Origin of the sequence: Pseudomonas sp. S37, from assembly GCF_016658545.1 — a bacterium.
Classification (GTDB): Bacteria; Pseudomonadota; Gammaproteobacteria; order Pseudomonadales; family Pseudomonadaceae; genus Aquipseudomonas.
Map to the genome: position 1 here is coordinate 1 of NZ_JACVZC010000096.1, position 26,070 is coordinate 26,070.

At 60.7% G+C, this 26,070-nt stretch carries 22 protein-coding genes and 2 pseudogenes; 10 read left to right on the forward strand and 14 right to left on the reverse strand.

Annotation, left to right across the window (positions count from 1 at the left end; translation table 11 throughout):
• Positions 1–1,340, forward strand: a 1,340-nt coding sequence (locus IAE39_RS22345; protein WP_201206617.1) for an APC family permease, incomplete at its 5' end; no start/stop codon positions are given.
• 241 nt (positions 1,341–1,581) lie between these two features.
• Here the strand turns inward: IAE39_RS22345 and IAE39_RS22350 are convergent.
• A complete protein-coding gene (locus IAE39_RS22350) occupies positions 1,582–2,163 on the reverse strand; it encodes a DUF2780 domain-containing protein (RefSeq protein ID WP_201206619.1) in 582 nt (193 codons plus the stop codon).
• A 227-nt stretch (positions 2,164–2,390) separates the two neighbouring features.
• Between IAE39_RS22350 and IAE39_RS22355 the strand changes: the two genes are divergently transcribed.
• The 3 genes from IAE39_RS22355 to IAE39_RS22365 all read left to right on the forward strand — a co-directional run bounded on the left by IAE39_RS22355 (position 2,391) and on the right by IAE39_RS22365 (position 5,506).
• On the forward strand, positions 2,391–3,377 hold the full coding sequence (locus IAE39_RS22355; protein ID WP_236548768.1) for an RHS repeat-associated core domain-containing protein: 987 nt from the start codon (positions 2,391–2,393) through the stop codon (positions 3,375–3,377).
• Positions 3,378–4,173: 796 nt separating this feature from the next.
• On the forward strand, positions 4,174–4,443 hold the full coding sequence (locus tag IAE39_RS22360) for a DUF3077 domain-containing protein (RefSeq protein WP_201206621.1): 270 nt from the start codon (positions 4,174–4,176) through the stop codon (positions 4,441–4,443).
• Positions 4,444–4,669: 226 nt separating this feature from the next.
• Positions 4,670–5,506: an RHS repeat-associated core domain-containing protein gene (locus IAE39_RS22365; protein ID WP_201206623.1), complete on the forward strand. Its 837-nt coding sequence runs from the start codon at positions 4,670–4,672 to the stop codon at positions 5,504–5,506.
• 54 nt (positions 5,507–5,560) lie between these two features.
• Here the strand turns inward: IAE39_RS22365 and fdhA are convergent, their stop codons facing one another.
• Entirely contained in the window at positions 5,561–6,760 is a 1,200-nt protein-coding gene (gene fdhA, locus IAE39_RS22370) for a formaldehyde dehydrogenase, glutathione-independent (RefSeq protein WP_012270123.1), read from the reverse strand.
• Positions 6,761–7,128: 368 nt separating this feature from the next.
• Here fdhA and IAE39_RS30150 point away from each other — a divergent pair, with 368 nt between their 5' ends.
• Complete coding sequence (locus IAE39_RS30150; RefSeq protein ID WP_442968456.1) at positions 7,129–7,944, forward strand: RHS repeat-associated core domain-containing protein; 816 nt, start codon at positions 7,129–7,131, stop codon at positions 7,942–7,944.
• A gap of 74 nt (positions 7,945–8,018) precedes the next feature.
• Here the strand turns inward: IAE39_RS30150 and purU are convergent, their stop codons facing one another.
• The 6 genes from purU to IAE39_RS22405 all read right to left on the reverse strand — a co-directional run bounded on the left by purU (position 8,019) and on the right by IAE39_RS22405 (position 15,599).
• A complete protein-coding gene (gene purU, locus IAE39_RS22380; protein WP_016714526.1) occupies positions 8,019–8,876 on the reverse strand; it encodes a formyltetrahydrofolate deformylase in 858 nt (285 codons plus the stop codon).
• Between the two features lie 12 nt (positions 8,877–8,888).
• On the reverse strand, positions 8,889–9,521 hold the full coding sequence (locus IAE39_RS22385; protein WP_201206626.1) for a sarcosine oxidase subunit gamma: 633 nt from the start codon (positions 9,519–9,521) through the stop codon (positions 8,889–8,891).
• 197 nt (positions 9,522–9,718) lie between these two features.
• Positions 9,719–12,733 (reverse strand): sarcosine oxidase subunit alpha, encoded by a 3,015-nt coding sequence (locus IAE39_RS22390; protein WP_201206628.1) that lies wholly within the window; start codon positions 12,731–12,733, stop codon positions 9,719–9,721.
• Positions 12,730–13,065 carry a sarcosine oxidase subunit delta gene (locus IAE39_RS22395; protein ID WP_060512214.1) on the reverse strand — a complete coding sequence of 112 codons (336 nt, stop codon included), beginning with the start codon at positions 13,063–13,065 and terminating at the stop codon, positions 12,730–12,732. The genes IAE39_RS22390 and IAE39_RS22395 overlap by 4 nt, the downstream gene beginning before the upstream one ends.
• A gap of 14 nt (positions 13,066–13,079) precedes the next feature.
• On the reverse strand, positions 13,080–14,330 hold the full coding sequence (locus IAE39_RS22400) for a sarcosine oxidase subunit beta family protein (protein WP_003255680.1): 1,251 nt from the start codon (positions 14,328–14,330) through the stop codon (positions 13,080–13,082).
• 15 nt (positions 14,331–14,345) lie between these two features.
• Entirely contained in the window at positions 14,346–15,599 is a 1,254-nt protein-coding gene (locus IAE39_RS22405; RefSeq protein ID WP_003255681.1) for a serine hydroxymethyltransferase, read from the reverse strand.
• 341 nt (positions 15,600–15,940) lie between these two features.
• Here IAE39_RS22405 and IAE39_RS22410 point away from each other — a divergent pair, with 341 nt between their 5' ends.
• Positions 15,941–16,981, forward strand: a complete 1,041-nt coding sequence (locus tag IAE39_RS22410; RefSeq protein ID WP_201206630.1) for a threonine aldolase family protein — start codon at positions 15,941–15,943, stop codon at positions 16,979–16,981.
• A 138-nt stretch (positions 16,982–17,119) separates the two neighbouring features.
• Here the strand turns inward: IAE39_RS22410 and IAE39_RS30155 are convergent, their stop codons facing one another.
• The 4 genes and pseudogenes from IAE39_RS30155 to IAE39_RS22425 form a co-directional block, all read right to left on the reverse strand.
• Complete coding sequence (locus IAE39_RS30155; RefSeq protein ID WP_442968457.1) at positions 17,120–17,857, reverse strand: methyl-accepting chemotaxis protein; 738 nt, start codon at positions 17,855–17,857, stop codon at positions 17,120–17,122.
• A gap of 126 nt (positions 17,858–17,983) precedes the next feature.
• Positions 17,984–19,057: pseudogene (locus IAE39_RS30160) on the reverse strand (HAMP domain-containing protein); the annotation flags it as partial.
• A 123-nt stretch (positions 19,058–19,180) separates the two neighbouring features.
• Positions 19,181–19,483: a cell division protein ZapA gene (locus IAE39_RS22420; RefSeq protein WP_201206634.1), complete on the reverse strand. Its 303-nt coding sequence runs from the start codon at positions 19,481–19,483 to the stop codon at positions 19,181–19,183.
• Positions 19,480–19,710 (reverse strand): hypothetical protein, encoded by a 231-nt coding sequence (locus IAE39_RS22425; RefSeq protein WP_012270115.1) that lies wholly within the window; start codon positions 19,708–19,710, stop codon positions 19,480–19,482. Before IAE39_RS22425 ends, IAE39_RS22420 begins: the two co-directional genes overlap by 4 nt.
• Positions 19,711–20,003: 293 nt before the next feature.
• Here IAE39_RS22425 and IAE39_RS30165 point away from each other — a divergent pair.
• Both IAE39_RS30165 and IAE39_RS30170 read left to right on the forward strand, forming a co-directional pair.
• A pseudogene (locus tag IAE39_RS30165) lies at positions 20,004–20,759 on the forward strand (MCP four helix bundle domain-containing protein); the annotation flags it as partial.
• Positions 20,751–21,614, forward strand: coding sequence for a methyl-accepting chemotaxis protein (locus tag IAE39_RS30170; protein ID WP_406669825.1), 864 nt, complete (start codon positions 20,751–20,753; stop codon positions 21,612–21,614). The pseudogene IAE39_RS30165 and the gene IAE39_RS30170, both read left to right, overlap by 9 nt.
• Before the next feature lie 118 nt (positions 21,615–21,732).
• Here IAE39_RS30170 and gbcB read toward each other — a convergent pair whose 3' ends face one another.
• On the reverse strand, positions 21,733–22,833 hold the full coding sequence (gene gbcB, locus IAE39_RS22435; protein ID WP_201206638.1) for a glycine-betaine demethylase subunit GbcB: 1,101 nt from the start codon (positions 22,831–22,833) through the stop codon (positions 21,733–21,735).
• A 295-nt stretch (positions 22,834–23,128) separates the two neighbouring features.
• Between gbcB and gbcA the strand changes: the two genes are divergently transcribed.
• Positions 23,129–24,421 carry a glycine-betaine demethylase subunit GbcA gene (gbcA, locus tag IAE39_RS22440; protein WP_201206640.1) on the forward strand — a complete coding sequence of 431 codons (1,293 nt, stop codon included), beginning with the start codon at positions 23,129–23,131 and terminating at the stop codon, positions 24,419–24,421.
• A gap of 13 nt (positions 24,422–24,434) precedes the next feature.
• Here the strand turns inward: gbcA and IAE39_RS22445 are convergent, their stop codons facing one another.
• Positions 24,435–25,244: an RHS repeat-associated core domain-containing protein gene (locus IAE39_RS22445; RefSeq protein ID WP_236548769.1), complete on the reverse strand. Its 810-nt coding sequence runs from the start codon at positions 25,242–25,244 to the stop codon at positions 24,435–24,437.
• Between the two features lie 428 nt (positions 25,245–25,672).
• On the opposite strand from IAE39_RS22445, the gene IAE39_RS22450 reads away from it, so the two are divergent.
• A complete protein-coding gene (locus IAE39_RS22450; protein ID WP_201206644.1) occupies positions 25,673–25,927 on the forward strand; it encodes a hypothetical protein in 255 nt (84 codons plus the stop codon).
• Positions 25,928–26,070: the final 143 nt, after the last annotated feature.

The following is a 26,070-nucleotide window of genomic DNA, read 5'->3' on the forward strand; positions in this document are numbered from 1 at the left end:
CACCCAGCTCCACCCCCGCCCAGCTCCGCCGTGTCCTCGGCCTGCCCGCCCTGGTGTTTTTCGGCCTGGTGTACATGGTCCCGCTGACCATCTTCACCACCTACGGCATCGTCACCGAACTCACTGGCGGCCGCACCGCTGGCGCCTACATGGTCACGCTGGTGGCCATGCTGTTCACCGCCGCGTCCTACAGCTTCATGGTCAAGCGCTTCCCGGTCGCAGGCTCGGCATACTCCTACACCAACATGGCCTTCGGCCCCAACGTCGGCTTCCTCGCTGGTTGGTCGCTGCTGCTGGATTACCTGTTCCTGCCGATGATCAACTACCTGCTGATCAGCTTGTTCCTCAATATCGCCTTCCCGGCCATCCCGGCCTGGTCCATCGCCCTGGCCTCGATCGCCCTGGTGACCGTGCTCAATGTGGTCGGCATCCACTCGGTGGCCAAGACCAGCAACCTGATCGTCGGCGCGCAGATCGTGTTTATCGTGGTATTCGTCGCGCTGTCCTGCCAGTCGCTGGCCGGCCAGCCGCTCGACCTGCTGTCGCCGCTGCTGGGCGATGGCTCGCAGCCTGGCTTCGGCCCGATCATGGCCGGGGCGGCAGTGTTGTGCCTGTCGTTCCTCGGCTTCGATGCTGTCTCTACCCTTGCCGAAGAATGCCGCGATGCCCGCCGCGACGTGCCAAGGGCGATCATCCTTACCACGCTGTTCGCCGGTGTGCTGTTCACCGTGCTGGCCTACGTCAGCCAGCTGGTCTTGCCGGGCAGCACCTTCGCCAATGCTGATGCAGCGGCCAACGAGGTGATGTTCAAGGCGGGCGGGCAGTTCCTGGCCAACTTCTTCACCGCTGCGTATGTGGCCGGCAGCCTGGGTTCGGCGCTGGCCTCGCAGGCGGCGGTGTCGCGCATCCTGTTCACCATGGGCCGTGACAAGGTGCTGCCGCGGCGCACTTTCGGCTACCTGTCGCCGCGGTTTGGCACGCCGGTGTTCGCCATTGCACTGGTGTCGGCGTTTTCGCTGCTGGCGTTGGTGATCGACCTGGCCACCCTCGCCTCGCTGATCAGCTTTGGTGCGCTGGTGGCGTTTTCGGCGGTGAACCTGGCGGTGGTGAAGACCCACCTGATGGATGATGGCGCCCAGCGTAACCTCAAGGGGCTGCTGTGCTATGGCCTGGTGCCGCTGGTGGGGTTGGCGCTGACCCTGTGGCTGTGGACCAGCCTGTCAGCGCTGACCTTGGTGATTGGCCTGTGCTGGTTTGCCCTGGGCCTGGCCTACCTGGCGGTGCTCACCGCCGGCTTCCGCCGCCCGGTGCGTCTGGTGGACTTCACCGAAGCCGCCTGACCCAACGCGATTCTGTCTTGGTGGGATGCACCAATCTCATGGCCTACGCGGGCCCTTGTAGGAGCGGCCTTGTGTCGCGAAAGGGCCGCAAAGCGGCCCCAGCAATCTCTGCAATAACGCTGAAATCCTGGGGCCGCTTTGCGGCCCTTTCGCGACACAAGGCCGCTCCTACAAGTACAGCGCCAACCTTGACACACGCTGGCTTGCCGGCGATAGCGCCGGTACTGCCCCTATAAAACCTTCAGACCGAAGGCTGAGCCAATGGCGCCGACACCGGCGTAGTCCACAAGCTCCCCAGGTTCTGCAACAACGACCCAGCAATCCCCTGCTGCCCCAGGTACTGCAACAACAACGGCGCAAACTGACCGATCATCCCGGTATCCATGCCCAGCGCCTTGAACGCATTGTCCAGGTCGCTGCGGTTCTCCACATTGCCACCCAGCGCATTGTTCAACGCCGACGGGTTCTCGCTGTTCTTGCCCAGCAAATCACCCAACCCGCTCAAGCCACCCAGCGCATTGGCGCCAGCCAGCAGGTCCAGCCCTGGCACTGCCTTGGTCAGCTGGCCATAGTCGTCGCTGCTGAGGTTGTTACGCGCCAACCCCAACATCGCCCCTGCGCCGCCCACGGCCTGTTCGGGGGTGATCTTCAATTCGCTGCCCAGGGTGTTGAGCAGGTTGGCTTGGGCTTCGGGTGCCTGCACCTGGCCTTGTTGCTTCTGGTTCTGCATGGCGGATACGGCGTTGGCGGCATCGCTGAGGTTGAAGGCGAACACCGGGCTTGCGGCCAGGGTCATCAGGGTTGCCAGGGTGAATGCTTTCATCGGGAGGGACCTCGGTTGGCCGGGATGGCCTGGGAAACGAGGGGTTTGACTGGATAATGTGGTGATTGTTCCTACTCGATATCGGTATTTGGAACCAAAACGCTGCGGAGCGTCCCACCGTGCCTATCATTTTTGCCAGTAGCGGACTTCCGTGCCTCCCACTCATGCTGTCAGACGCTTGGTTAGTGCTGAGTACCGAGAGAACACACGCATGGCAGGAGAAACGCATGAAAACCAAAGTGGGTAGCACTCAGTTCTTCTTTAGTAGTGGAAGGATCAACACAATCAAAACCGGGGATAACAATCGTGGCATCTTCCGAGCGAACGGCGTTCTGCTGGGCGAAAACGATACGGATTCAGGGCAAGCGTTGTTGGCCACAAGCCTGAGTGAATCCCCGATTATGGCTGAGCATCCAAGCCATCGCGAAAATCACAGCTATTCACCCTATGGGTACGACCCGATAACTTTGACAGCAAAGAATCTTGCGGGGTTCAATGGTGAACAGTACGACACGATAAGTAAGTGCTACCTGCTAGGGAGCGGCTATAGGCTATTCAACCTATTAACGATGCGATTTAACTCCCCAGATAATTTAAGCCCCTTTTATTTGGGTGGCTTAAACTCGTATTGTTACTGTACTTGCGACCCTATAAACAACATTGATCGTACCGGACACTTCTCTGCAAAAATCAAAGTCGCCCATAGAAATAGACAATACAACTACAAACAAAAAAAACGCAATTTAAACTTTAAAATCATTCAAGACCAACGACATAGACTTCTAGAAAGATTCAAAAAATATGGACCTTTCGAGCCAGAATACCTCGCAAATACCTTAAGCATAATTAATGATGCTAACAAACTTGATTTAATAAGCTATAAATCCGGCCTCTATCCCCCAATTAGCCCCCCCTTTAGCGCGCCAAACGACGGCTTCGTAAACATAAGTAGACCTGTACAGCCGCCTGCCAGCTCTCGCTCGCCTAAAGTTATGGCACCCGCAGCCACTGGATCTCTGCCAAATGCGCCTTCTGATCAATCAGGATTCACACAACGCCAGCTTGATCGCTTGCATATGACTGATTACGAAATAACTAGCCGAAGTCAAAATATTGTCCGTTTCTCAGCACCGGTCATCACAAAATTTATCAATAGACTGAATTCAGCCGAAATGGAGAGAACAATTGCAGCTATACGCTCGCATAAAGTATAGGTCAGCACATTTTTAGTGGCTAGTGGCATATATAGACAGCCCCTTATGTCGAGGGGCTGTATCATTTTCACGCCCTATACGCAACTAAAAATTTATGCGGCAGCCCCCCTCAATCTGTAATCCATTCCCCAAACATATTCCCTATCTCCTCCAAGCGATTGCGTTGTTCTGGGTTGTACTTGAGTCTCGAACAGTCGCGTGCCTACCTGCATACAGCTGCAGACTTCAGATTTTTCCGCTTACCCGTAGGACGTTTCTGAATTACAGTCCCAAGCTGCTTAAGCCATTGCGATGATCTGGGTTGGGCCCTAGTCTCGGGCGGTCGTTGCGAAATCAGCGACCGGCTTTGACAGGCCGACTCAAATTGAAAGCTATGGCTTTTGCCATGCATGGCGGCTGTGCGTGGGGCATCTTCGGATGCGCCGGGTTCCCTCAATTTGACCGGTCTGTCAACCCACTGCACAGCTGCCACCCTTTTGTTTGACAGCAAACAGCGGTGGCCTCATCGCAAATTGAGGGTTACACCATGCTGAACATTTTTCTTGATCAATCCAACAATCTCCATCTCCTTGAAAGCGAGACTCCAGGCCACGAAATACGCCCAGCAGGTACAGACGCCGGCTGAGCGGCGGGTGCTGCATAAGGCTTAGTTGATGTGTTGTCTGTTCGGCCTCTTCGCGGGCACGCCCGCTCCCACAGGTACTGCGCCGGAGCTGAAAGCAGCGCAATCCTGTGGGAGCGGGCGTGCCCGCGAAGAGGCCGGGGCAGGCACAGCCAATTTCAAGGGGATAGAACAATGACAACAGACGTAAGAGAACCCAACACCACCGTTGGCAAGACCATGTTTTACCAGGGGGAGAACAAGACTCACCCGCTGTTCTGCATTGCCCCCGGCATTCCGTGCCAGGATGCCCGTGACCAGGCTTCGGAGTTGATGGGATATGTGCGGGACATGACCATTGACGGGTTGATGGACAACAAGCCGCAGTTGCTTTGGGCCTCGCATTATTTGAGCGCGTTGGCCAAGGCGCTGATGGATGATGCGGAGTTGGGGATGATGCGCTGAGCCTTGTATAGCTTGGCCGGTTAACGCGGTCAGCTGTAGGAGCGGCCTTGCCGGGGCGCTCCTACGAGAGCCTGCGCAGGCCACAAGGTCGTGGCAAACTTGCCTTCGAGCAGATCAGGTCCAGCACCGTAGCACCTGTCATGTCTGCCAGTTTCAAAATCCCTGCGGCTGTTCAGAATGGGCTTCAAGCAATCTGCACTTACCCAGCGCCGCAGGGACCTGAATCATGAGCAAAGCACCAAACAACTTGCTTTTCTTCCACCGGAGCGACCATCTCGTCACCGTGAAACAGGGCGACCAACATCGCGCCATCTTACGAAACGGTGCACTGCCTCTCGCAGAACGCCGAACAAGTATCAACGAATCTGTCGGCTTGCTGGCCACTGACAATAAAGGATCGGTGCTCACAGTACAGGATGCTGACGAAAAGGAATCCCATGCTTTTGCAGCATACGGTAATGACCAAGGCCTCCCCTCACGTAGAACTTTACTGGGGTTCAATGGCGAGCGGATTGCTCCGCTGAGCAAGGATTATCCACTGGGCAAGGGCTATCGAAACTACAATCCCTGCACCATGCGCTTCAACGCTTCAGATATGCTCAGCCCCTTTGGCGCGGGGGGACTCAATGCCTACGTTTACTGTTTGGGCGACCCCGTCAACCGAACTGATCCGAGCGGCCGTATCAGCTTCCCCTTGTTGGTCAAGCGAGTCATATTCCGCAATAACCTCAAGGCAATGCGAGGGCGCATCACCGGAACCAAGGGCAAAATAGAGATGACACCTTCCTCTCAGGCACGCCAAGCACCTGTCGATAAACCCACTTTGCGCATCGCATCAATACAGCGAACACCGGATTTGCATGAGGTTTCAGGCTCTGCGTCGGTTTCGGCGGCGCTCAGCCAGCGCTCCAGGAGCGCCAGCACAACCAGCTACGACTCTGATTCATCCGGACCAGACGTGACACCTGAAGCGTCCACTAACGATCTACCCTACTTCGTAGCCACAACCATCAGATCCAGTGACGTTGGTCATCGATACCATGATCCATTCGCACCCATATGACACATTCCAAATAAAAAGCCCCTCGGTTCGAGGGGCTCTTTCATTCGACGCTGATTACGCCGCACCCCACATCTTGTGCGGGTCAATCACAAACTTCTTCGGCACACCTGCATCGAACTCGCCATACCCTTCCGGCGCCTGATCCAGGTTGATCACCTGCACACCCACCACTTCGGCAATGTTGATGCGATCCCACATGATCGCCTGCATCAGCTGGCGGTTGTACTTCATGGTCGGGGTCTGGCCGGTGTGGAAGCTGTGCGACTTGGCCCAGCCCAGGCCGAAGCGAATGCTCAGCGCGCCGATCTTGGCGGCGGCGTCCACCGCGCCCGGGTCTTCGGTCACATACAGGCCTGGGATGCCGATGCTGCCGGCTACGCGAGTTACCTGCATCAGCGAGTTCAGCACGGTGGCCGGGGCCTCGTGCTTGGCACCTTCGTGGCCATGGCCGCGGGCCTCGAAGCCTACGGCGTCGACGGCACAGTCCACTTCCGGCTCGCCGAGGATATCGACGATCTGCTCGTGCAGCGGGGTGTCCTTGGACAGGTCGACCACTTCGAAGCCCTGCGATTTGGCGTGAGCCAGGCGGGCCGGGTTCAGGTCACCCACGATGACGCAGGCGGCACCCAGCAGGCGTGCCGAGGCAGCGGCAGCCAGGCCGACCGGGCCGGCACCCGCGACGTAAACGGTGCTGCCTGGGCCTACGCCAGCGGTCACGGCGCCGTGGTAGCCGGTTGGCAGGATGTCGGACAGGCAGGTCAGGTCACGGATTTTCTCCATGGCCTTGTCGCGCTCGGGCAGTTTCAGCAGGTTGAAGTCGGCGTATGGCACCAGCACGTATTCGGCCTGGCCGCCGGTCCAGTCGCCCATGTCGACGTAGCCGTAGGCACCGCCGGCGCGGGCCGGGTTGACGGTAAGGCAGACACCGGTGTGCATCTCTTTGCACGAGCGGCAACGGCCGCAGGCGACGTTGAACGGTACCGAAACCAGGTCGCCGATCTGCATGCGCTCGACGTCGCTGCCCTTCTCGACGATTTCACCGGTAATTTCGTGGCCCAGGACCAGGCCGACCTGAGCGGTGGTGCGGCCGCGGACCATGTGCTGGTCGGAGCCGCAGATGTTGGTGGAGACCACCTTCAGGATCACGCCGTGCTCGATCTTCTTGCCGCGTGGGTCCTGCATTTTCGGGTAGTCGATCTTCTGCACCTCGACCTTGCCGGCGCCGAGATATACCACTCCACGATTGCCAGACATGCTCTTACCTCGCTTGATTTTTATTTATGCAGCGGTGGTTGAACGCGCCGCCATCCGTGGGCGGCATGTGTTTCTGGAATGAGGGGAATTGTGGGCCGGATGGGGCCGGGTGCACTGACTGTAAGCGACAGCGACTTGCCAGTGGGCGTCAGGGGCCAAAGCCCCCAAGGGAGCGGATGCCATGCAGCGCTTAAACTACAGGACTGACCTGTCAATTCTGCCAGTAACGGTTTCATGCGCCTTCAGGAACAATGATTCCACTACGGAGAAACAGGATGTGCGCCATGCAGCCGATCAAGCAACGACTTTGCTTCTATCAGCATCAGGTACTGCATCTTCAGTTGAGCGGCGCTTTGTCGCGGACGCTGATGCGTACGCAAAATTGCCCTATCGCCGAGCTCAGCGCAGGCAATGCTAGCTTGCTTGGTACAGATCGACAGGGGTCCGTGTTGTTTCTCGATACGGGCGATCACACCAGGGCATTCAACTATTCGGCCTTCGGCTACGATGCGGTTGGAAATGAAAAAGAGTCGATGCTGGGCTTCTGCCAACAACCCAGAGAGCCGCTCACAGGCTTTTACCTGTTAGGCCAAGGCTATCGCGCGTACCATTCGGGACTTCAACGCTTCAGCTCACCCGACAGATACAGTCCATTTGAGGAGGGTGGGATCAACCCCTATGCCTACTGCAACGACGACCCAATCAACTTAACGGACCCCACTGGAGAGGCGGGAGGGCCTCTTTACGCCTTTAAGGAAACTATCCTACCTGTGGTGCTTGATGTACCACAGAGGCCCCAACCGCGACGTAATGAGCCCAATCCGGTTGCAATACCCGTTGCTCTCGACAATAGACAGCCAGTGCAACCACCACCGCCTGCTCCTCTACCTCGCTCCAACCCTCCGCCTGTCATAAACAACGCCAGCAACGCTCCAGTGGAGAGGCCAGCCGGCCAGTCGCCAATTCTCGGCCAGCCATCAAACGCATCGCCCAACCAAGGTGCACGCCCCGTGCAGCCATTCTTTGGCTGGTTCCGTCAGAACTCCGTTCCTCGTAACTCTTCCGATAGACCGCGCCGGCAACAGTCAGCTGCCAATATGCATGCACTGCTCCGGGAGTCACGGCAACCTCAAAACAGGCCTACACAGTGGCCTCCAAACCGCGGTCAGGAAATCAGGCGGTAGAAAACGGAGTCGGAACTTAGTGACGCATACTCATGAGAGTGCGACGAAGGGGCTGCATAAGAGCCCCTGAACAATCAGAGCACCACAGTCCGGTTGGCGTTGAGGAACACCCGCCGCTCGATGTGATACCCCACCGCCCGCGCCAGGGTCAGGCACTCGATATCCCGCCCCTTGGCAATCAGATCTTCCGGGTAATGGCTGTGGTCCACCACCTCGACGCCCTGGGCAATGATCGGCCCTTCATCCAGGTCGTTGTTGATGTAGTGCGCCGTGGCACCGACCATCTTCACGCCCTTGTTGTACGCCTGGTGATAAGGCTTGGCGCCTTTGAACCCTGGCAACAACGAGTGGTGAATGTTGATCGCCCAGCCATCCAGGCGGCGGCAAAGCTCCGGCGACAGCACCTGCATGTAGCGCGCAAGAATCACCAACTCGGCGCCGGTTTCCTCGATCACTTGCAGCACTTTGCGCTCTTGCCCCGGCTTGTCCTTGGGGTCGAGAGCAAAGTGGTAGTAAGGGATCTTGTGCCACTGCGCCAGCGGCTCGAGGTCTGGGTGGTTGGACACCACCGCCACCACGTCCATGCCCAGCTGGCCAATGCGCTGGCGATACAGCAGGTCGTTCAGGCAATGGTCGGCCTTGGACACCATGATCACCACTTTCGGGCGGTGATTAGGGGCGGTCAGCTCGAAGGCCATGCCGAACGCTTCGCTGCGCTCGGCAAGGCCGGCACGGAAGCCGGCTTCGTCGAAATCGTCCGGCTGGCGGAACTCCACACGAATGAAGAAACGCCCCGACTGCCGGTCATCGAAGGAGTGGTGCTCCGTCACGTAGCAGCGCTGCTCGAAGAGGTAACGCGTCACCACGTCGACGGTGCCGAGCATGCTCGGGCAGTCGGCGGTGAGAATCCAGGTATCCGGTGCCCGACTCATGTTCTGCTCTCCTTAGGCCTCGATGCTCAGGCCGTATTCGGCCGAAGCGTCCTGCAGCCACAGCCACCAGTAGTCGGAGAAGCTGCGGCGGATCACCAGTTCCCAGGTGTCTTCGGCGGTACGGCGGATTACCAGTTGCGACTTGGCGAACACGGTGCCGACTGCCTTGCCGACCGGGAAGTTGTTTGGGTGAACATCATAGCTGGTGGATTTCATCAGCACTTCGCGCACGTTCGGGCCGCGCAGTTCCAGCAGGCTCTGCCCGCCGCTGACGTTGACCACCTGAATGTGCTGGCCTTCAAGGGCCGCACGCAACTTTTGCTCGACCGCCAGTTCCTGGCCGCCGGGCACGATCAGCAGCCACTCATCGGGGCCGACCCATTGCAGCGACATGTCGTTGTTGGCGACCACGGTCAGGGCAACCGGCAGCTCCAGGCCCAGGGCCTTGTGCACGCCGGCGGCGAAGTCCGGGTTGTGGCCATCGCCACGGATGGTCAGGTGGCCGAGGAACTTGCGTTCACGCAGGGTTACGCCTGCGTTCTTGCGGCCTTTGCCAACCAGGCTGGCCAGGTCGGCGTGGTGCAGTGGCGACTGGGCCTTGGCCTCGGCGCCGGGGTTTTGCTGGAAGACGTTGATAGCGCTCATTTCTTACCTGCCTTGAATTCTGTTGATCGCGAAGACCTGAGGTAGAACCTGTAAGCACTGGTTGTAGAGATCCATTGTAGGAGCGGGTTTATCGAGGCGTCGAACCGCCGCGAATGCGATGGTGGGTCCACCGCCCTCTTCGCGGGTGAACCCGCTCCTACAAGGACCGCATTTCAGCCAGTGCTACCGGTGAAGCCTCAAACGTTCTGCCGCTCACCCTTCGGATCGAAGAACACCGAAGACACGATTTCCGCCTCGATCACGCTGCCATCCGCCTGCGGCGAGTACACACGCTCGCCCATGCGCTTGAGGCCGCCTTTGACCACGCCCATGGCGAACGAGTAGCCCAGCGAGTTGGACGCGTAGCTGGAGGTCACGTGGCCCACCATGTCCATCGGGATCGGCTGCTTCGGGTCGAACACCAGCTGGGCGCCTTCCGGCAGCCATTTGGTCGGGTCGACCGGCTTCAGGCCTACCAGCTGCTTGCGGTTCTCGCGCACGCAGTCTTCGCGGTTCATGCCACGCAGGCCGATCCACGAGAACGGCTTGTTGCGGCCCACGCACCAGCTCATGTTCAGGTCGTCCGGGTTCATCGAGCCATCGGTATCCTGGCCAACGATGATGAAGCCCTTCTCGGCACGCAGTACGTGCATGGTCTCGGTGCCATACGGGGTCAGGTTGTACTTCTTGCCCGCCTCGATGATCTGTTCCAGTACGCCCATGGCGTAGTTGGCCTGCACGTTGACTTCGTACGACAGTTCGCCGGTGAAGGAGATGCGGAACACGCGGGCAGGTACGCCGCCAACGTTGCCTTCCTTCCAGGTCATGAACGGGAAGGCTTCCTTGTCCATGTCGATGTCGGTCAGCTCGCTGAGCAGCTTGCGGCTGTTGGGGCCGGACAGGGTCATGGTGGCCCAGTGGTCGGTGACCGAGGTGAAATAAACCTTCAGTTCCGGCCATTCGGTCTGGTGGTACAGCTCCATCCACTGCAGCACACGGGCGGCGCCGCCGGTCGTGGTGGTCATGATGAAGTGGTTGTCGCCGACGCAGGCGGTTACGCCGTCGTCGAAGACCATGCCGTCTTCCTTGCACATCAGGCCGTAGCGGGCCTTGCCCACGTCGAGCTTGGTCCAGGCGTTGGTGTAGATGCGGTTGAGGAACTCGCGCGCGTCCGGGCCCTGGATGTCGATCTTGCCCAGGGTCGAGGCGTCCAGCAGGCCCACGCTGTCACGCACGGCCTTGCATTCGCGGGCCACGGCAGCATGGATGTCTTCACCGGCTTTCGGGAAGTACCAAGGGCGCTTCCACTGGCCGACATCTTCGAACTCGGCGCCGTTCTTCACGTGCCAGGCATGCAGGGCGGTGAAGCGCACAGGTTCGAACAGGTGACCACAGTGGCGGCCCGCTACTGCGCCGAAGGTAACCGGCGTGTAGTTGGGGCGGAACATGGTGGTGCCCATTTCCGGGATGGTGATGCCGATCGAACGGGCGGCGATGGCCAGGCCGTTGATGTTGCCCAGTTTGCCCTGGTCGGTACCGAAGCCCAGCGCGGTGTAGCGCTTGACGTGCTCGACCGACTCGAAGCCTTCACGGGTGGCCAGCTCGATACCGGCGGCGGTCACGTCGTTCTGCTGGTCGACGAACTGCTTCGGCCCTTTGGTGCCCTTGTCATGCGGCACCTGGAACAGTGCCACGGTGGCCTCTTCCTTGCGCGCAACGGTTTTCGGCAGGGTGCCAACGGTGGCCTTGAAACCGGCTTCGGTGGCTGCGCGAACGCCGCCTTCGAAACCATCGGCAATCACATCGCCCAGGGCGTAGACGCCGTTGATACCACCCACGCACTCGCGTTTTTGCGGGGCATCGCCAGGCACGAAACCGAGGATGTCGTCACGCCATACCGGGCGACCGCCCAGGTGCGAGGCCAGGTGAACGATCGGGCTGTAGCCGCCCGAGGTGGCGATCAGGTCGCACTCGAGGGTTTCACCAGGGCTGGTGACCTTGTGTGCCTGCACATCGATAGCTGCCACGCGGGCGCCGGTGACGTGCTTGCTGCCTTTGGCCTCGACCACGGCGCTGGAGGTGAGGATGCGGATGCCTTTGGCACGCGCTTCTTCAACCAGCGAGCCACGTGGGTTGTGGCGGGCGTCGGCAATGGCGACCACTTGCAGGCCGGCGTCGTGCCAGTCCAGCGCGGCGCGGTAGGCGTGGTCGTTGTTGGTCGACAGCACCAGCTTGCGGCCCGGGGCCACGCCGTAGCGGCGCACGTAGGTGGAAACCGCGCCGGCCAGCATGTTGCCCGGCACGTCGTTGTTGCCGTACACCAGCGGGCGCTCGTGGGCACCGGCAGCCAGCACCACGCGCTTGGCGCGCACGCGGTGCACGCGGTGACGAACCTGGCCGATCGGTGCGCGGTCGCCGAGGTGGTCGGTGAGGCGCTCGTGAATGGTCAGGAAGTTATGGTCGTGGTAGCCGTTGACCGTGGCGCGTGGCAGCAGGGTCACTTCCGGCAGGCCTTCCAGCTCTTTGACCACGGCGTTGACCCAGTCGGCGGCAGGCTTGCCGTCAAGGGTTTCGCGGGTGTCGAGCAGGCTGCCGCCAAACTCTTCCTGCTCGTCAGCCAGGATCACGCGGGCACCGCTGCGCGCAGCAGCCAGTGCGGCAGCCAGGCCAGCAGGGCCGGCACCGACAATCAGCACGTCGCAGTGCTGGTTCATGTAGTCGTAGCTGTCCGGGTCGTTCTGCAGCGGCGCGCGGCCCAGGCCGGCTGCCTTGCGGATGTACTTCTCGTAAGTCATCCAGAACGATTTCGGGTACATGAAGGTTTTGTAGTAGAAGCCCGGCGGCATCATGCTGCCGCCCACCTTGCCAAGGATGCCCATGACGTCGTTGTTGACGTTCGGCCAGCCGTTGGTGCTGGTGGCTACAAGCCCTGCGTACAGCGCTTGTTGAGTAGCACGCACGTTGGGGATCTGGGTGGCTTCGCTGGAGCCGATCTGCAGGATGGCGTTCGGCTCTTCGGTACCGGCGGCGATGATGCCGCGTGGGCGCGAGTACTTGAAGCTGCGGCCGACGATGTCGACGCCGTTGGCCAGCAACGCGGCGGCCAGGCTGTCACCGGCATAACCCTGGTAGGTCTTGCCGTTGAAGGTGAAGTTCAGGACCTTGCTGCGGTCGATACGGCCGCCGCTGGCGAGGCGATAGGTCTGGCTCATACTTTTTCCCCTTGGCCTTTGACGGCGGACGGTGCGGTCGCAGCTTTGCCATCAGCGGTCACTTGCGGCTTCTGGCCAATCTTGTAGGTTTCCAGAATCTCGTAGGTCACGGTGTTGCGGGTGACGTTGAAGTACTGGCGGCAGCCGGCAACGTGGTCCCACAGTTCGTGGTGAATACCGCGCGGGTTGTCACGGTAGAACATGTAGGTACCCCACTCCTCGTCGGAGCAGGCGGCAGGGTCCAGCGGGCGGGCGATGTGCGCCTGGCCAGAGGCGTGGAACTCTTCTTCGGAGCGCAGCTCGCCGCAGTGGGGACAGAAAATATGCAACATGACGGTGTCTCCGGTTAGTGGGCGACGGCGGCGGCGCCGTGTTCGTCGATCAGTGCGCCGTTGTAGAAACGGTCCATGGAGAACGGCGCGGCCAGTGGGTGCATTTCGCCCTTGGCCAGGCTCGCGGCGAAGACGTTGCCCGAACCCGGGGTCGCCTTGAATCCGCCCGTACCCCAACCGCAGTTGAAGAACATGTTCTTGACCGGGGTCTTGGTGATGATCGGGCAGGCGTCCGGCGAGGTGTCCACAATGCCGCCCCACTGGCGGTTCATGCGCACACGCGAGAGGTTCGGGAACATTTCGACGATGGCCTGCAGGGTATGCTCGATCACCGGGTACGAACCGCGCTGGCCGTAGCCGACCCAGCCGTCGATACCGGCACCGATCACCAGGTCGCCCTTGTCGGACTGGCTGATGTAGCCGTGTACGGCGTTGGACATGATCACGCTGTCGATGATCGGCTTGATCGGCTCGGATACCAGCGCTTGCAGCGGGTGCGATTCCAGCGGCAGGCGGAAGCCGGCCAGCTTGGCCATGTGCCCGGAGTTACCGGCGGTGACCACGCCGACGCGCTTGGCGCCGATGAAGCCTTTGTTGGTTTCCACACCGATGACCGCGCCGTTTTCCTTGCGGAAACCGATCACTTCGGTCTGCTGGATCAGGTCCACGCCCAAGGCGTCGGCGGCACGGGCAAAGCCCCAGGCCACGGCATCGTGGCGGGCCACGCCGCCACGGCGCTGTACGGTAGCGCCGAGGATCGGGTAGCGGGTGTTCTTCGAGCAGTCCAGGTACGGGATTTCGGCCGCAACCTGGGCGGTGTTCAGCAGCTCGCCATCCACGCCGTTCAGGCGGTTGGCACTGACCCGGCGCTCGGAGTCACGCATGTCCTGCAGGGTGTGGCACAGGTTGTAGACGCCGCGCTGGGAGAACATCACGTTGTAGTTGAGGTCCTGGGACAGGCCCTCCCACAGCTTCATGGCGTGCTCGTACAGGTGCGCCGACTCGTCCCACAGGTAGTTGGAACGCACGATGGTGGTGTTACGGGCAGTGTTGCCGCCGCCCAGGTAGCCTTTTTCGATCACGGCAACGTTGGTGATGCCGTGTTCTTTGGCCAGGTAGTAGGCCGTGGCCAGGCCATGGCCGCCACCGCCGACGATAACCACGTCGTAAACCTTTTTAGGGGTTGGCGTGCGCCACATGCGCTGCCAATTTTCGTGGTGGCTGAGGGAGTGCTTGAAAAGGCCGAAGCCCGAGTAGCGTTGCATGGTCGTTTACTCCACTCAGCGGTAAACAGGGAAATCAGCGCACAGGGCCGCGACGTTCTTCGCCACATCGGCTTCGACGTCAGCGTCACCGAGGTTGTCGAGGATGTCGCAGATCCAGCCGGCCAGGGCCACGCACTGAGCGACCTTGAAGCCGCGGGTGGTGACGGCCGGGGTGCCGATGCGCAGGCCCGAGGTGACGAACGGCGACTGTGGGTCGTTCGGCACGGCGTTCTTGTTGACGGTGATGTGCGCGCGGCCCAGGGCGGCGTCGGCATCTTTACCGGTCAGGCCCTGGCGAATCAGGCTGACCAGGAACAGGTGGTTGTCGGTACCGCCGGAGACCACGTCGTAGCCACGGTCGATGAACACCTGGGCCATGGCCTGGGCGTTTTCGATCACTTGTTGCTGGTAAGCCTTGAAGCCAGGCTCCAGCGCTTCCTTGAAGCACACCGCCTTGGCGGCGATCACGTGCATCAGCGGGCCGCCCTGGGCGCCCGGGAATACCGCAGCGTTGAGCTTCTTCTCGATCTCTTCGTTGGACTTGGCCAGGATCAGGCCACCACGTGGACCGCGCAGGGTCTTGTGGGTGGTGGTGGTGACCACGTCGGCGAACGGGATCGGGTTCGGGTACAGGCCAGCGGCAACCAGGCCGGCAACGTGGGCCATGTCGACGAACAGCAGCGCACCGACCTTGTCGGCGATGGCGCGGAAGCGTGGGAAGTCGAGGGTTTTGGAGTAGGCCGAGAAACCGGCAACGATCATTTTCGGCTTGTGCTCGACCGCCAGGCGCTCGACTTCGTCGTAGTCGATCAGGCCGGTGTTGGTGTCGATGCCGTACTGCACAGCGTTGTACAGCTTGCCCGAGGACGACACCTTGGCGCCGTGGGTCAGGTGGCCGCCGTGGGCCAGGCTCATGCCGAGGATGGTGTCACCGGCTTGCAGCAGGGCCAGGTAAACAGCGCCGTTGGCCGACGAACCGGAGTGCGGCTGGACGTTGGCGTAGTCGGCACCGAACAGCTGCTTGGCGCGCTCGATGGCCAGGGCTTCTACCTTGTCGACGTGCTCGCAGCCGCCGTAGTAGCGCTTGCCTGGGTAGCCTTCGGCGTATTTGTTGGTCAGGCCGCTGCCTTGGGCCTGCATCACGCGCTTGGAGGTGTAGTTTTCCGAGGCGATCAGCTCGATGTGGTCTTCCTGGCGCTGTTCTTCGGCATTCATCGCCGCCAGCAGTGCATCGTCGTAACCCTGGATTTGGTCTTGCTTGCTGAACATCGTGTATCTCCCGGCAGCGATCGTTTTTTGTCGTGGGGCACTGTGGCCCTTTGTGGCGATGTTATGACTGGGCGGGGCGGGTCAGATGCCTGCGCACGCCTTGCAATGGCGCGTTTACGACATTCGTTGTTTGCTGCTTGTGCCGGCCCTTTCGCGGGTGAACCCGCTCCCACAGGTACGGCGGTGCTCTGAAGGCTTGTGATATCCCTGTAGGAGCGGGTTCACCCGCGAAGAGGCCAGCCCAGACACCCCTGAAACCAGCTTATGCAGCGGTTGTATAGGCAACCGCCGAATCGATGGTTTAGAGTGCTGATCTGCGTCGTTCACAGGACAGTAGTGTCATGACAGATAAGAGCCAACAATTCGCCAGCGACAACTATTCCGGCATCTGCCCCGAAGCCTGGGCGGCGATGGAGAAGGCCAACCACGGCCACGACCGCGCCTACGGCGACGACCAGTGGACCGAACGGGCCTCGGAGTATTTCCGCAACCTGTTCGAAACCGACTGCGAGGTGTTCTTCGCCTTCAACGGCACCGCCGCCAACTCCCTGGCCCTGGCCTCGCTGTGCCAGAGCTACCACAGCGTGATCTGCTCCGAAACCGCCCACGTCGAAACCGACGAATGCGGCGCGCCGGAGTTCTTTTCCAACGGTTCCAAGCTGCTGACCGCGCCCAGCGTCAATGGCAAGCTGACCCCCGAATCCATCCGCGAAGTGGCGCTCAAGCGCCAGGACATTCACTACCCCAAGCCGCGCGTCGTCACCCTTACCCAGGCCACTGAAGTGGGCACTGTCTACCGCCCCGACGAGCTGAAGGCGATCAGCGCCACCTGCAAGGAGCTGGGCCTGAACCTGCACATGGACGGCGCGCGCTTTACCAATGCCTGCGCGTTCCTCGGTTGCAGCCCGGCCGAGCTCACCTGGAAGGCCGGCGTCGATGTGCTGTGCTTTGGCGGTACCAAGAACGGCATGGCGGTGGGTGAGGCGATCCTGTTCTTCAATCGCCAGCTGGCCGAAGACTTCGACTACCGCTGCAAGCAGGCCGGGCAACTGGCTTCGAAAATGCGCTTCCTGTCGGCGCCATGGGTAGGCCTGCTGGAAGATGGCGCCTGGTTGCGCCATGGCAACCACGCCAACCATTGCGCGCAGTTGTTGGCGTCGTTGGTGAGTGATTTGCCGGGGGTACAGCTGATGTTCCCGGTGGAGGCCAACGGGGTGTTCCTGCAGATGCCGGAGCAGGCCATTGAAGCGCTGCGGGGCAAGGGCTGGCGGTTCTATACCTTCATTGGTAGCGGTGGGGCGCGGTTCATGTGCTCGTGGGATACCGAGGAAGAGCGGGTGCGGGAGCTGGCGGCGGATATCCGCAGCATCATCAACGCCTGACAGATTGCCGGGAGGGCTTTGCCCTCCTTTCGCGACACAAGGCCGCTCCTACAAGTGACCGCATTACCAGGCCGGCAACGCGGTCCCTTGTAGGAGCGGCCTTGTGTCGCGAAAGGGCCGCACAGCGGCCCCGGCCATCTAAAGCCTGAACCCACCCATCTGCCGCGCCAGGTCATCCGCCAGGCCTCGCAACGCCTGGCACTCTTCCCGGCACCCTTGCACCTCGGCCGCCGTCTCCCGCGCCAAATCGGAAATCCCCTGCACCGTACGGTTGATCTCGTCGGTCACCGCCGACTGCTCCTCAGTCGCCGTCGCCACCTGATGGTTCATGTCGCTGATGTGTTCCACCTGGTCAGTAATCGCCCCCAACGATGCCCCGGTGCGCTGACTAGACTCCACACCACTGCCAGTCGCCTGCTGCCCCGCCTGCATCGAACTCACCGCCGAACCGGCACCTTGCTTCAGGCGCTGGATCATCTGCTGCACTTCATCCGTGGACAACTGCGTGCGCCGGGCCAAGGTGCGCACTTCATCGGCCACCACGGCAAACCCACGGCCCATCTCGCCTGCGCGCGCAGCTTCGATGGCAGCATTCAGCGCCAGCAGGTTGGTCTGCTCGGAAATACTGCGGATTACCGCCAGAACTTCATCGATCGAGGCAACTTCATCGGCCAACTGGCTGACCGCATCGGCTGCTTTGCCAATGTCGCCCGACATACCCTCGATACCGCGGATCGAGCGCTGTACGACTTCACGCGCCTGCAACGCCTCATCCCGCGCCGACTGCGAAGCCTGCGCCGCATCGCCGGCATTGCGGGCAATGTCCTGCACGGTCAGGCCCATCTCGTGGACGGCGGTGGCGACCATCTCGGTCATCTCCTGCTGGCGCCCGGAGCGCTCGGCGGTGTTGTCCACCACCTGGGTCACCTGCTCCACGGCCAGGTGCAGCCGTTCGGAGGTTTGCAGTACCTCGCCAATCAGCCGGCGCTGGCTGTCGAGGAAGCGGTTGAAACCACGCGCCAGGTCGCCCAGTTCATCTTGGCGCGAATCATCCAGGCGATGGCTGAGGTCACCTGCGCCGCTGCCAATCTGCACCAGTGCAGCGGTCACGCGACGGATTGGCCGTACCAGACCGCGCGCCAGCACCACCACCAGCAGCAACGACACCAGGGCCACAGCACCACCGATCAGGCTGGTCAGCCATACCGCCTGATGCATTTGTGCGTAAATCTCCGCCTCTGGCACCTCAGCTACCAGGGTCCAGTTGAGATCGCGCAAAGGCAGGCCTAGTGCCAGATAGCGTTCGCCGTCACGCTCGAAGCGGCTGCTGCGCAGGCTTTCGCCACCGCTCATCACCGCCTTGGCAGCTTGCTCGCCAAGCTGTTCGGCAAGCTGGCGCTTGCCACTGAACGCTGCGTCCGGGTGTACCTGGATCAGGCCATCGTTACGCACCAGCAATACCTTGCCATGCTCGCCGAAGCTGAAGTCGTGGATCAGTTTCGACAGTTCGGTCATCAGCAGGCCCATGCCGGCCACGCCGACCAGTTGGCCATTTTTTTCCACGCGGTAGTCGATGAACAGCGCCAGCTCACCGGTGGCACCATCAATATCGATATTGACGAGCCGCTCGGCACCGCTGTCGATGTAACCGTAGAACCAGGTGTCCTTGGGGTTGCTGCGGCTGAGGGTACGGTCCAGGCCGTTCTCGTTGTAGTAATGGCCGGTTTCGGTCGAGACAAACAAGGTAGTGAAGGCCCGGTTGCGCTGTTTGGCAGCCGTCAGGTATTCGAGAAATGGCGGGGCTTGGGCGGGATCTTCACCGGCGGCAAGCCAGTCGCGCAGCAGGGTGTTGCCGGCAATGTCCGCTGCGGCGACCAGAGGCTGGCCGAGCATGCGCTCGATCTCGTTACGGATGGCTTCGATGCTGGCCGGCAGGGCAGTGTCGACCAGGTAGCGCTCGGTGAGGCGGTTGAGCGCCAGGGTGAAGATGATGACCACCACCAGAATGCTCGCCAGCAGGGCGGCACCCATGCTGGTGATCAATTGCCACTGGATGCTCTTGCGCCAGATACCCATGCCCTACTCCCCCCGCAACATTATTGTTTTGCGAGAAGTGTATACACTTGCGTATCCAGTTTATCCAGTGACCTGGGACAATGAGTTGGACCTTTGGGGCTGCTTTGCAGCCCCAGCAATCGATCAGGACTCTGCAATGGTCCGAACGATGGCATCCACGGTAGCGTCGATCTGCGCCTGGGTGCGCGCCAGCGTCTGCTGGTGTTCTTTCTGCAGCTCAACCTGCCTGGAGCAAAGGTTGAGGGCAGCCAGCACCAGCAGCTTGTCACCGATCAGGGTCGGGTACTGACGCTTGGTTTCGTTCAGGGCAGTGTTGAGCATCCGTACCGCCTGGGCCAGGGTTTCTTCCTGGCCTTCGGGCGCCTTGATCGAATAGTCGATGCCGAGAATCGACACGACATTGATCGGCTGCTCTGGCAGTCTCATGCGCCGACAACGCCCGCGCTGGCACGCTCAACCAGGGCCTGGATGCGTGCGGCGGTAGCGCCGTTCTTCTCTTCCTGCTCCATCAGCGACAGCTGCAGGGTTTCGTTCTCTTCCTTGGCCTGGGCCAGCTCCTGGCCAAGGGCGGTGTTCTGCTCGGTGAGTTGAGCGTTTTTCTGCATCAGGTCGCTGACCAGTTGCTCGATTTGATTCAGGGAAGCTTCCAGCATGGGGTCTATCTCAGGTTGTTGCGAGGGGCGCACACGATAAAGAAAACTGCGCCCTATCGCCATTAAATATCGGATTCATAAGGTTTCTAACCCGCAGATTGACAGAGGAACCACCCCCTTGTTCCGACCTGGGTCAACCGCCGGTCAGGAAAAGGTTAGCTACCTCACAATTTTTACAGGTCGCGCTCAAGACTGCGCAGTCACGACCGATAGCCCGGCAAGTCCCATTTCGGCGCATTTGGCGCACGCTTTTTCCCCTTGCCTGGATCCCTTCCTCCATGTCTCTACGCAACATGAATATCGCCCCGCGCGCGCTACTTGGCTTCGCGCTGATCGGTTTGCTGATGCTCGGCCTCGGCATCTTCTCGCTGGTACAGATGGGCAACATCCGCCAGGCTGGCGTAGCCATCGAGCAGGTCAGCGTGCCGAGCATCAAGATCCTCGACGAACTCACCGCGCTGAACCTGCGCATGCGCACCCTCTCCTACCGCCTGCTGCTCAACCGCGAACCGGAAACCCAGCGCGATACCCTGAACCTGCTGGACCAGCGCAACGCCCAGATCGACCGCGCCCGCCAAGCCTACCTGCCGATGATCGGCGCCGCCGACGAGCAGGCCGCGTTCGACCAGTACGGCCAGTTGCTCAGCCAGTACCGCCAACTGGAGTCGCGCATGCGCAGCCTGAGCCAGGCCGACCGCGTCGATGAACTGCGCGACCTGCTCAACCGCGACCTGCTGGCCAATTCCGAGCAAGTCAACAAGGTCATGGACACCCTGGTCCGCATCAACACCGACCAGACACGCGCCACCAACGAAAAAGCCGCCAACCAGTACGCCGCCGCCTTCGCCCTGGTGATCGGCCTGCTGATCGCGGCTACCGTGCTGACCTTCGTCTGCGCCTTCCTGCTGACCCGCAGCATCGTCAAGCCGATTGAGGACGCGCTGAAGAGCGCCGAGCAGGTCGCCGACGGTGACCTGACTCACGTCATCCGCGCCGAAGGCACCGATGAAGCTGCCCGCCTGTTGCGCGCCATGGCCCGCATGCAGGACAAGCTGCGCGACACCTTGCAACAGATCGCCGGCTCCGCCACCCAGCTGGCCTCGGCGGCGGAAGAGTTGAATGCCGTTACCGACGAAAGCGCCCGCGGCCTGCAACAGCAGAACAACGAAATCGAACAGGCCGCCACCGCCGTGACGGAAATGACCAGTGCAGTGGAAGAAGTGGCGCGGAATGCCGTGAGCACGTCCGAAGCATCCAGTGAAGCCAGCCGCTCGACCGGCGACGGCCGTGACCTGGTGATGGAAACCGTTGGCGCCATCGAGCGCATGAGCGGTGATGTGCAGGCTACCGCCAAGCTGATTACCCACCTGGCCGAGCAGTCGCGTGATATCGGCAAGGTGCTGGATGTAATCCGTGGCCTGGCAGACCAGACCAACCTGCTGGCACTGAACGCGGCGATCGAAGCGGCACGTGCCGGTGAAGCGGGCCGTGGGTTTGCCGTGGTGGCCGATGAAGTAAGGGCGCTGGCTCACCGCACCCAGCAGTCGACCAGCGAGATCGAGCGCATGATCGGTAGCATTCAGGGCGGAACGGAAGAGGCCGTGGAGTCGATGCGCACCAGCACCGAGCGTGCCGAGTCGACGCTGAATATCGCCCGGGGTGCCGGCATGGCACTGGATACCATTGCCGGGGCGGTGGCGCAGATCAACGAGCGCAACCTGGTGATTGCCAGCGCGGCGGAAGAGCAGGCGCAGGTGGCGCGGGAAGTGGATCGCAACCTGGTGAACATCAATGATCTTTCGGTGCAGAGTGCTACAGGGGCGCATCAGACCAGTGCGGCGAGTGCTGAGTTGTCGCGCCTTGCCGTGGACCTCAATGGCTTGGTAGCCCGGTTCCGCACTTGAAAAAGCCGGGGCCGCTTTGCGGCCCATCGCGACACAAGGCCGCTCCTACAGGGGACCGCGATCTCCTGAGCGGCCTTGTGTCGCGATGGGCTGCAAAGCAGCCCTCTGCAGTTTCGGATCAGTAATCGATCCGCACATCCCCTTTCGGCACACTGCAGCACGACAGGATATAGCCTTCGGCTTCGTCCTCTTCAGTAATGCCGCCGTTGTGCTCCATCTCCACTTCGCCACCCAGCTTGAGCACCTTGCACGTCCCGCAAATGCCCATACCGCAGGCTTTCGGGATCATCAGGCCCACCTTGGCCGCCGCCGCGTGCACGGTCTCGCCCGGGGCGACGCGGATGCTCTTCTCGCTGCCGATGAACTCCACCAGATTGAGGTCCGAGGCATCCACTTCCGGCGCATCGGCGGCCTGCTCGGCGTGCTCCACCGCGTCGGCCTTGGCCTCTGGCGGCGTGGCGCCGAACGATTCCTCGTGGTAGTTCTTCATGTCGAAGCCGACTGCTTCGAGCATGCGCTTGACTGCGGTCATGTACGGCGTCGGGCCGCAGCAGAACACCGTGCGTTCCATGTAGTCCGGCGCAATCAGCTCCATCAGCCGCTGGTTCAGGTAACCGCGGTAACCCGCCCACGGCTCACCCAGGCCATGCTTTTCGCAAATGATGTGCAGGCTGAAGTTGGGAATGCGCGAAGCCATCTGCTCCAGCTCGCGGTGGTAGATGATGTCCTTCGGCGAACGGGCGCTGTGTACGAACACCATGTCGACATTGGCGTTGGTGTCGTAGAACCAGCGCGCCATCGACATCACCGGGGTAATACCGACGCCACCTGACAGGTACAGCGTTTTGCCGGCCGGGAAGTCGATGGCGTTGAACAGCCCCACCGGGCCGTGCACCGGCAACTCGGCGCCTTCGTGCATGGTGTCGTGCAGGAAGTTCGACACCAGGCCGCCCGGCACGCGCTTGACGGTGATCGAGAAGCTGTATGGCACCGACGGCGAACTGGAGATGGTGTAGGAGCGCATCACCGGCTTGCCTTCGATCTCCAGCTCCAGGGTAACGAACTGCCCTGGCTTGAAGAAGAACATGATCGGCTGGTCGGCCATGAAGCAGAAGGTGCGCACGTCCCAGGTCTCCTGGATGACCTTGACGCAGCGCACGATGTGGCGGCCGTTGGCCCAGGTCTGGGTAGTGACCGGATTGAGGAAGGTATCGGACATGTTCATCTCCAGCGGCCGACTATGGCCCTTTTTATGGCTTGGATAATGCGCAAGCCGAGGGCGTCGTACATTCCTGCCAGCGACATCGGCGTGCTTATCGCGACCAGCCCCGCACTACAAGGGCTGCGGAGTCGTAATTCAATTCGGCCATGTCGCCCATGGATACGGTTCGCGGCGTCTTCGGACGCACACTCCACGGCAAAACAACTAGCTGCTTTTTGATAGGCAGCCTTGCGGCACCACAACAACGATTAGCCACCTTTTGCCGGCCGCGCACGGCCCCGAGGAATACACGATGGACGTCACCGCAACCCTGAGCCTGGGCGATCCACTGGAACCTGCACGCAAGGCCACCGCCGAGATGCTGCAGACCCGCGAGCGCACCTACTCGCTGCCCCAGCCTTTCTACACCGACGAGCGTCTGTTCCAGATCGACATGCAGGAGATCTTCCAGAAAGAATGGTTGATCGCCGGCATGACTTGCGAAATTCCGGCGAAAGGCAACTACATCACCCTGCAGATCGGCAAGAACCCGATCCTGGTGGTGCGTGGCGCCGAAGGTAAAGTGCACGCCTTCCACAACGTCTGCCGCCACCGCGGCTCGCGCTTGTGCGTAAGCGACAAGGGCAAGGTGGCCAAGCTGGTCTGCCACTACCACCAGTGGACCTACGAGCTGGACGGCCGCCTGCTGTTCGCCGGCACCGAAATGGGCGCCGACTTCGACATGAAGGAGTACGGCCTGAAGCCGGTGCACGTAAAGGTTGCCGGTGGCTACATTTTCATCAGCCTGGCGGAAAACCCACCCGCCATCGACGAGTTCCTGGCCACCCTCGAGCACTACATGGAACCGTACGACATGGAAAATACCAAGGTGGCGGTGCACACCACCTTGATGGAGAAGGCCAACTGGAAGCTGGTGCTGGAAAACAACCGCGAATGCTACCACTGCTCCGGTTCGCACCCGGAACTGCTGCAAACCCTGCTGGAATGGGACGACACCAACGACCCTCGCGCCAGCCAGGAATTCAAGGACCACGTGGCCAGTTCCGCTGCCGCCTGGGAAGCCGAGAAGATCCCGTACCTGCACAAGAGCCACGGCCTGCGTAACCGCATCGTGCGCATGCCGCTGCTCAAGGGCACCGTGTCGATGACCATGGACGGCAAGCAGGCCTGCCAGAAGCTGATGGGCCGCATCAAGAACCCGGACCTGGGCTCGATGCGCATCCTGCACCTGCCGCACTCGTGGAACCACTGCATGGGCGACCACATCATCGTCTTCACCGTGTGGCCGATCAGCGCTCAAGAGACCATGGTCACTACCAAGTGGCTGGTGCACAAGGATGCCGTGGAAGGCGTGGATTACGACCCTGAGCGCATGCGCAAGGTGTGGGATGCCACCAACGACCAGGACCGTCGTTTGGCGGAAGAAAACCAGCGTGGGATCAACTCTACCGCTTACCAGCCAGGGCCGTACTCGAAGACCTATGAGTTTGGCGTGGTTAACTTCATTGACTGGTACAGCCAGCGGGTGCTGGAGAACCTGGGGGCAGAACCGGCGCCGTATCTGAAGGAAGTGCAAGCGCAGTAAGCAGTACTGCAAGCTATACCTGCACATCGTGAGGTGCAGCGGGGCGGGTCGACCTTACCCGCCGTGCTGCTCCCTCGAACCCCCTGCCTATTGCGGACAACATTTCGTCCACCATCGTAAGGTCCAGAATTGTTTCCCAGGCCACTGGCACAATTTCTCTCGGATGATCTCGCAAGTATCCGAACACTTCTCGCGCAGCTACAAAGTTCCCTATCGAACCACCGCTCAGGTTGGTGACCGTATTGCCAACAGCAAACACATCCGTAAGTGTTTGCATGGTTGGGTTAACGCCGTATGCAGCAGCAGTTATTTGCCCGGCTACACCGAACGCGCCCGTCATGGCGAACTGCTGATTTGATACCCTCGACAGATGGGGCAGATCTTGATGTGAAACGGGAGTGGCGGTACCGGTGCTTGTCCGGGTGGCAGCCCTACGCCCCACGACATTCCTCATGGTTCGCACAGTCGCACCAAACAAGGTGGCGCCACTAGACGTCAGGCCAACGGCTCTGAGCAAAACACTTACCCAGGAAGCACCACTTGGATCATGGCGGTTCACCGGGTCAGCGCCACAGTAAACGTACCCGTTGATACCTCCCCTGGAGAACGGACTCAGGGAGTCAGGTGCCATGAATCGCATCAGGGTTGGGCTGTAGAAGCGACGGCCATTTCCCAACGGATAGCCTCCCGTCAGCGGATCACGATACTGACCACAGAACGCCAGCCCCGGCAAAGCGGCAACTGCCATGAGGCCATAGGGTGAATAAGCATTCACTTGAAAAGGAATGCCGCTCATAAGCGAATGCTGCTGATCAGTGCCCAACAAACACCTGGCCATGACTTATCCACAATTTGGCAATTTCGTGGATACGCTAACGAGAGTCTGAAAGTTTTCATACTGGCAAAAATAACAGGCCGTACATCGATCATTATTTGATCATAACGGCCAAGGCAGCGTCATCGCTGGGCTACAGCGAAGTTCGTACACCTTGTCCACAGAGACACCAACAGAGTTTGTGGGCAACAGGCGAATGCCCCGGCAATTCAGTTGTGGATAAGCCGCTCAAGACCCTGATTCTCATGGATCAGTAGGGTTTCAGGTGAATTTGATCATTTTTTGCTCAAAACCCTGTAAGCCTTTATTATCAGGGCTCACAACCTCTACCGAACAGATTATCCACAGACCGGCTAACAGGGATTGTGGGCAAAGTTTTCCAAGCAGATGCCCCAGCACTGCAAGCGAGCTCGCCAATGACTGGTCATTATTTGATCAAATATCTGCAAGCGGCGCCAATCATGCCTTCCAGCCATGCGCCAACACTTTATCCACACCTTGGCGAACAGATTCCGTGGGCAAAAACAGGTGAACCTGCTATTTCTGCTGGTTCTACACGATTCCACGGGGTTGCTGGATGTTGGCCGCTATTTGGCATCGCTCAGGAAGATACTTATTCACAGCGATGCCCGACGAGTTGGAACGTGGCCACAATTATGTGCATGACTTGAAGACGATGCGGGCGATGTAGGAGCGGCCTTGTGTCGCGATGGGCTGCGCAGCAGCCCCTGGATTTCGAGCCTGGCTCAATATTGCCGGGGCTGCTGCGCCGCCCATCGCGCCGCAAGGCCCCGCCGACAACGGGTAGCGGGTA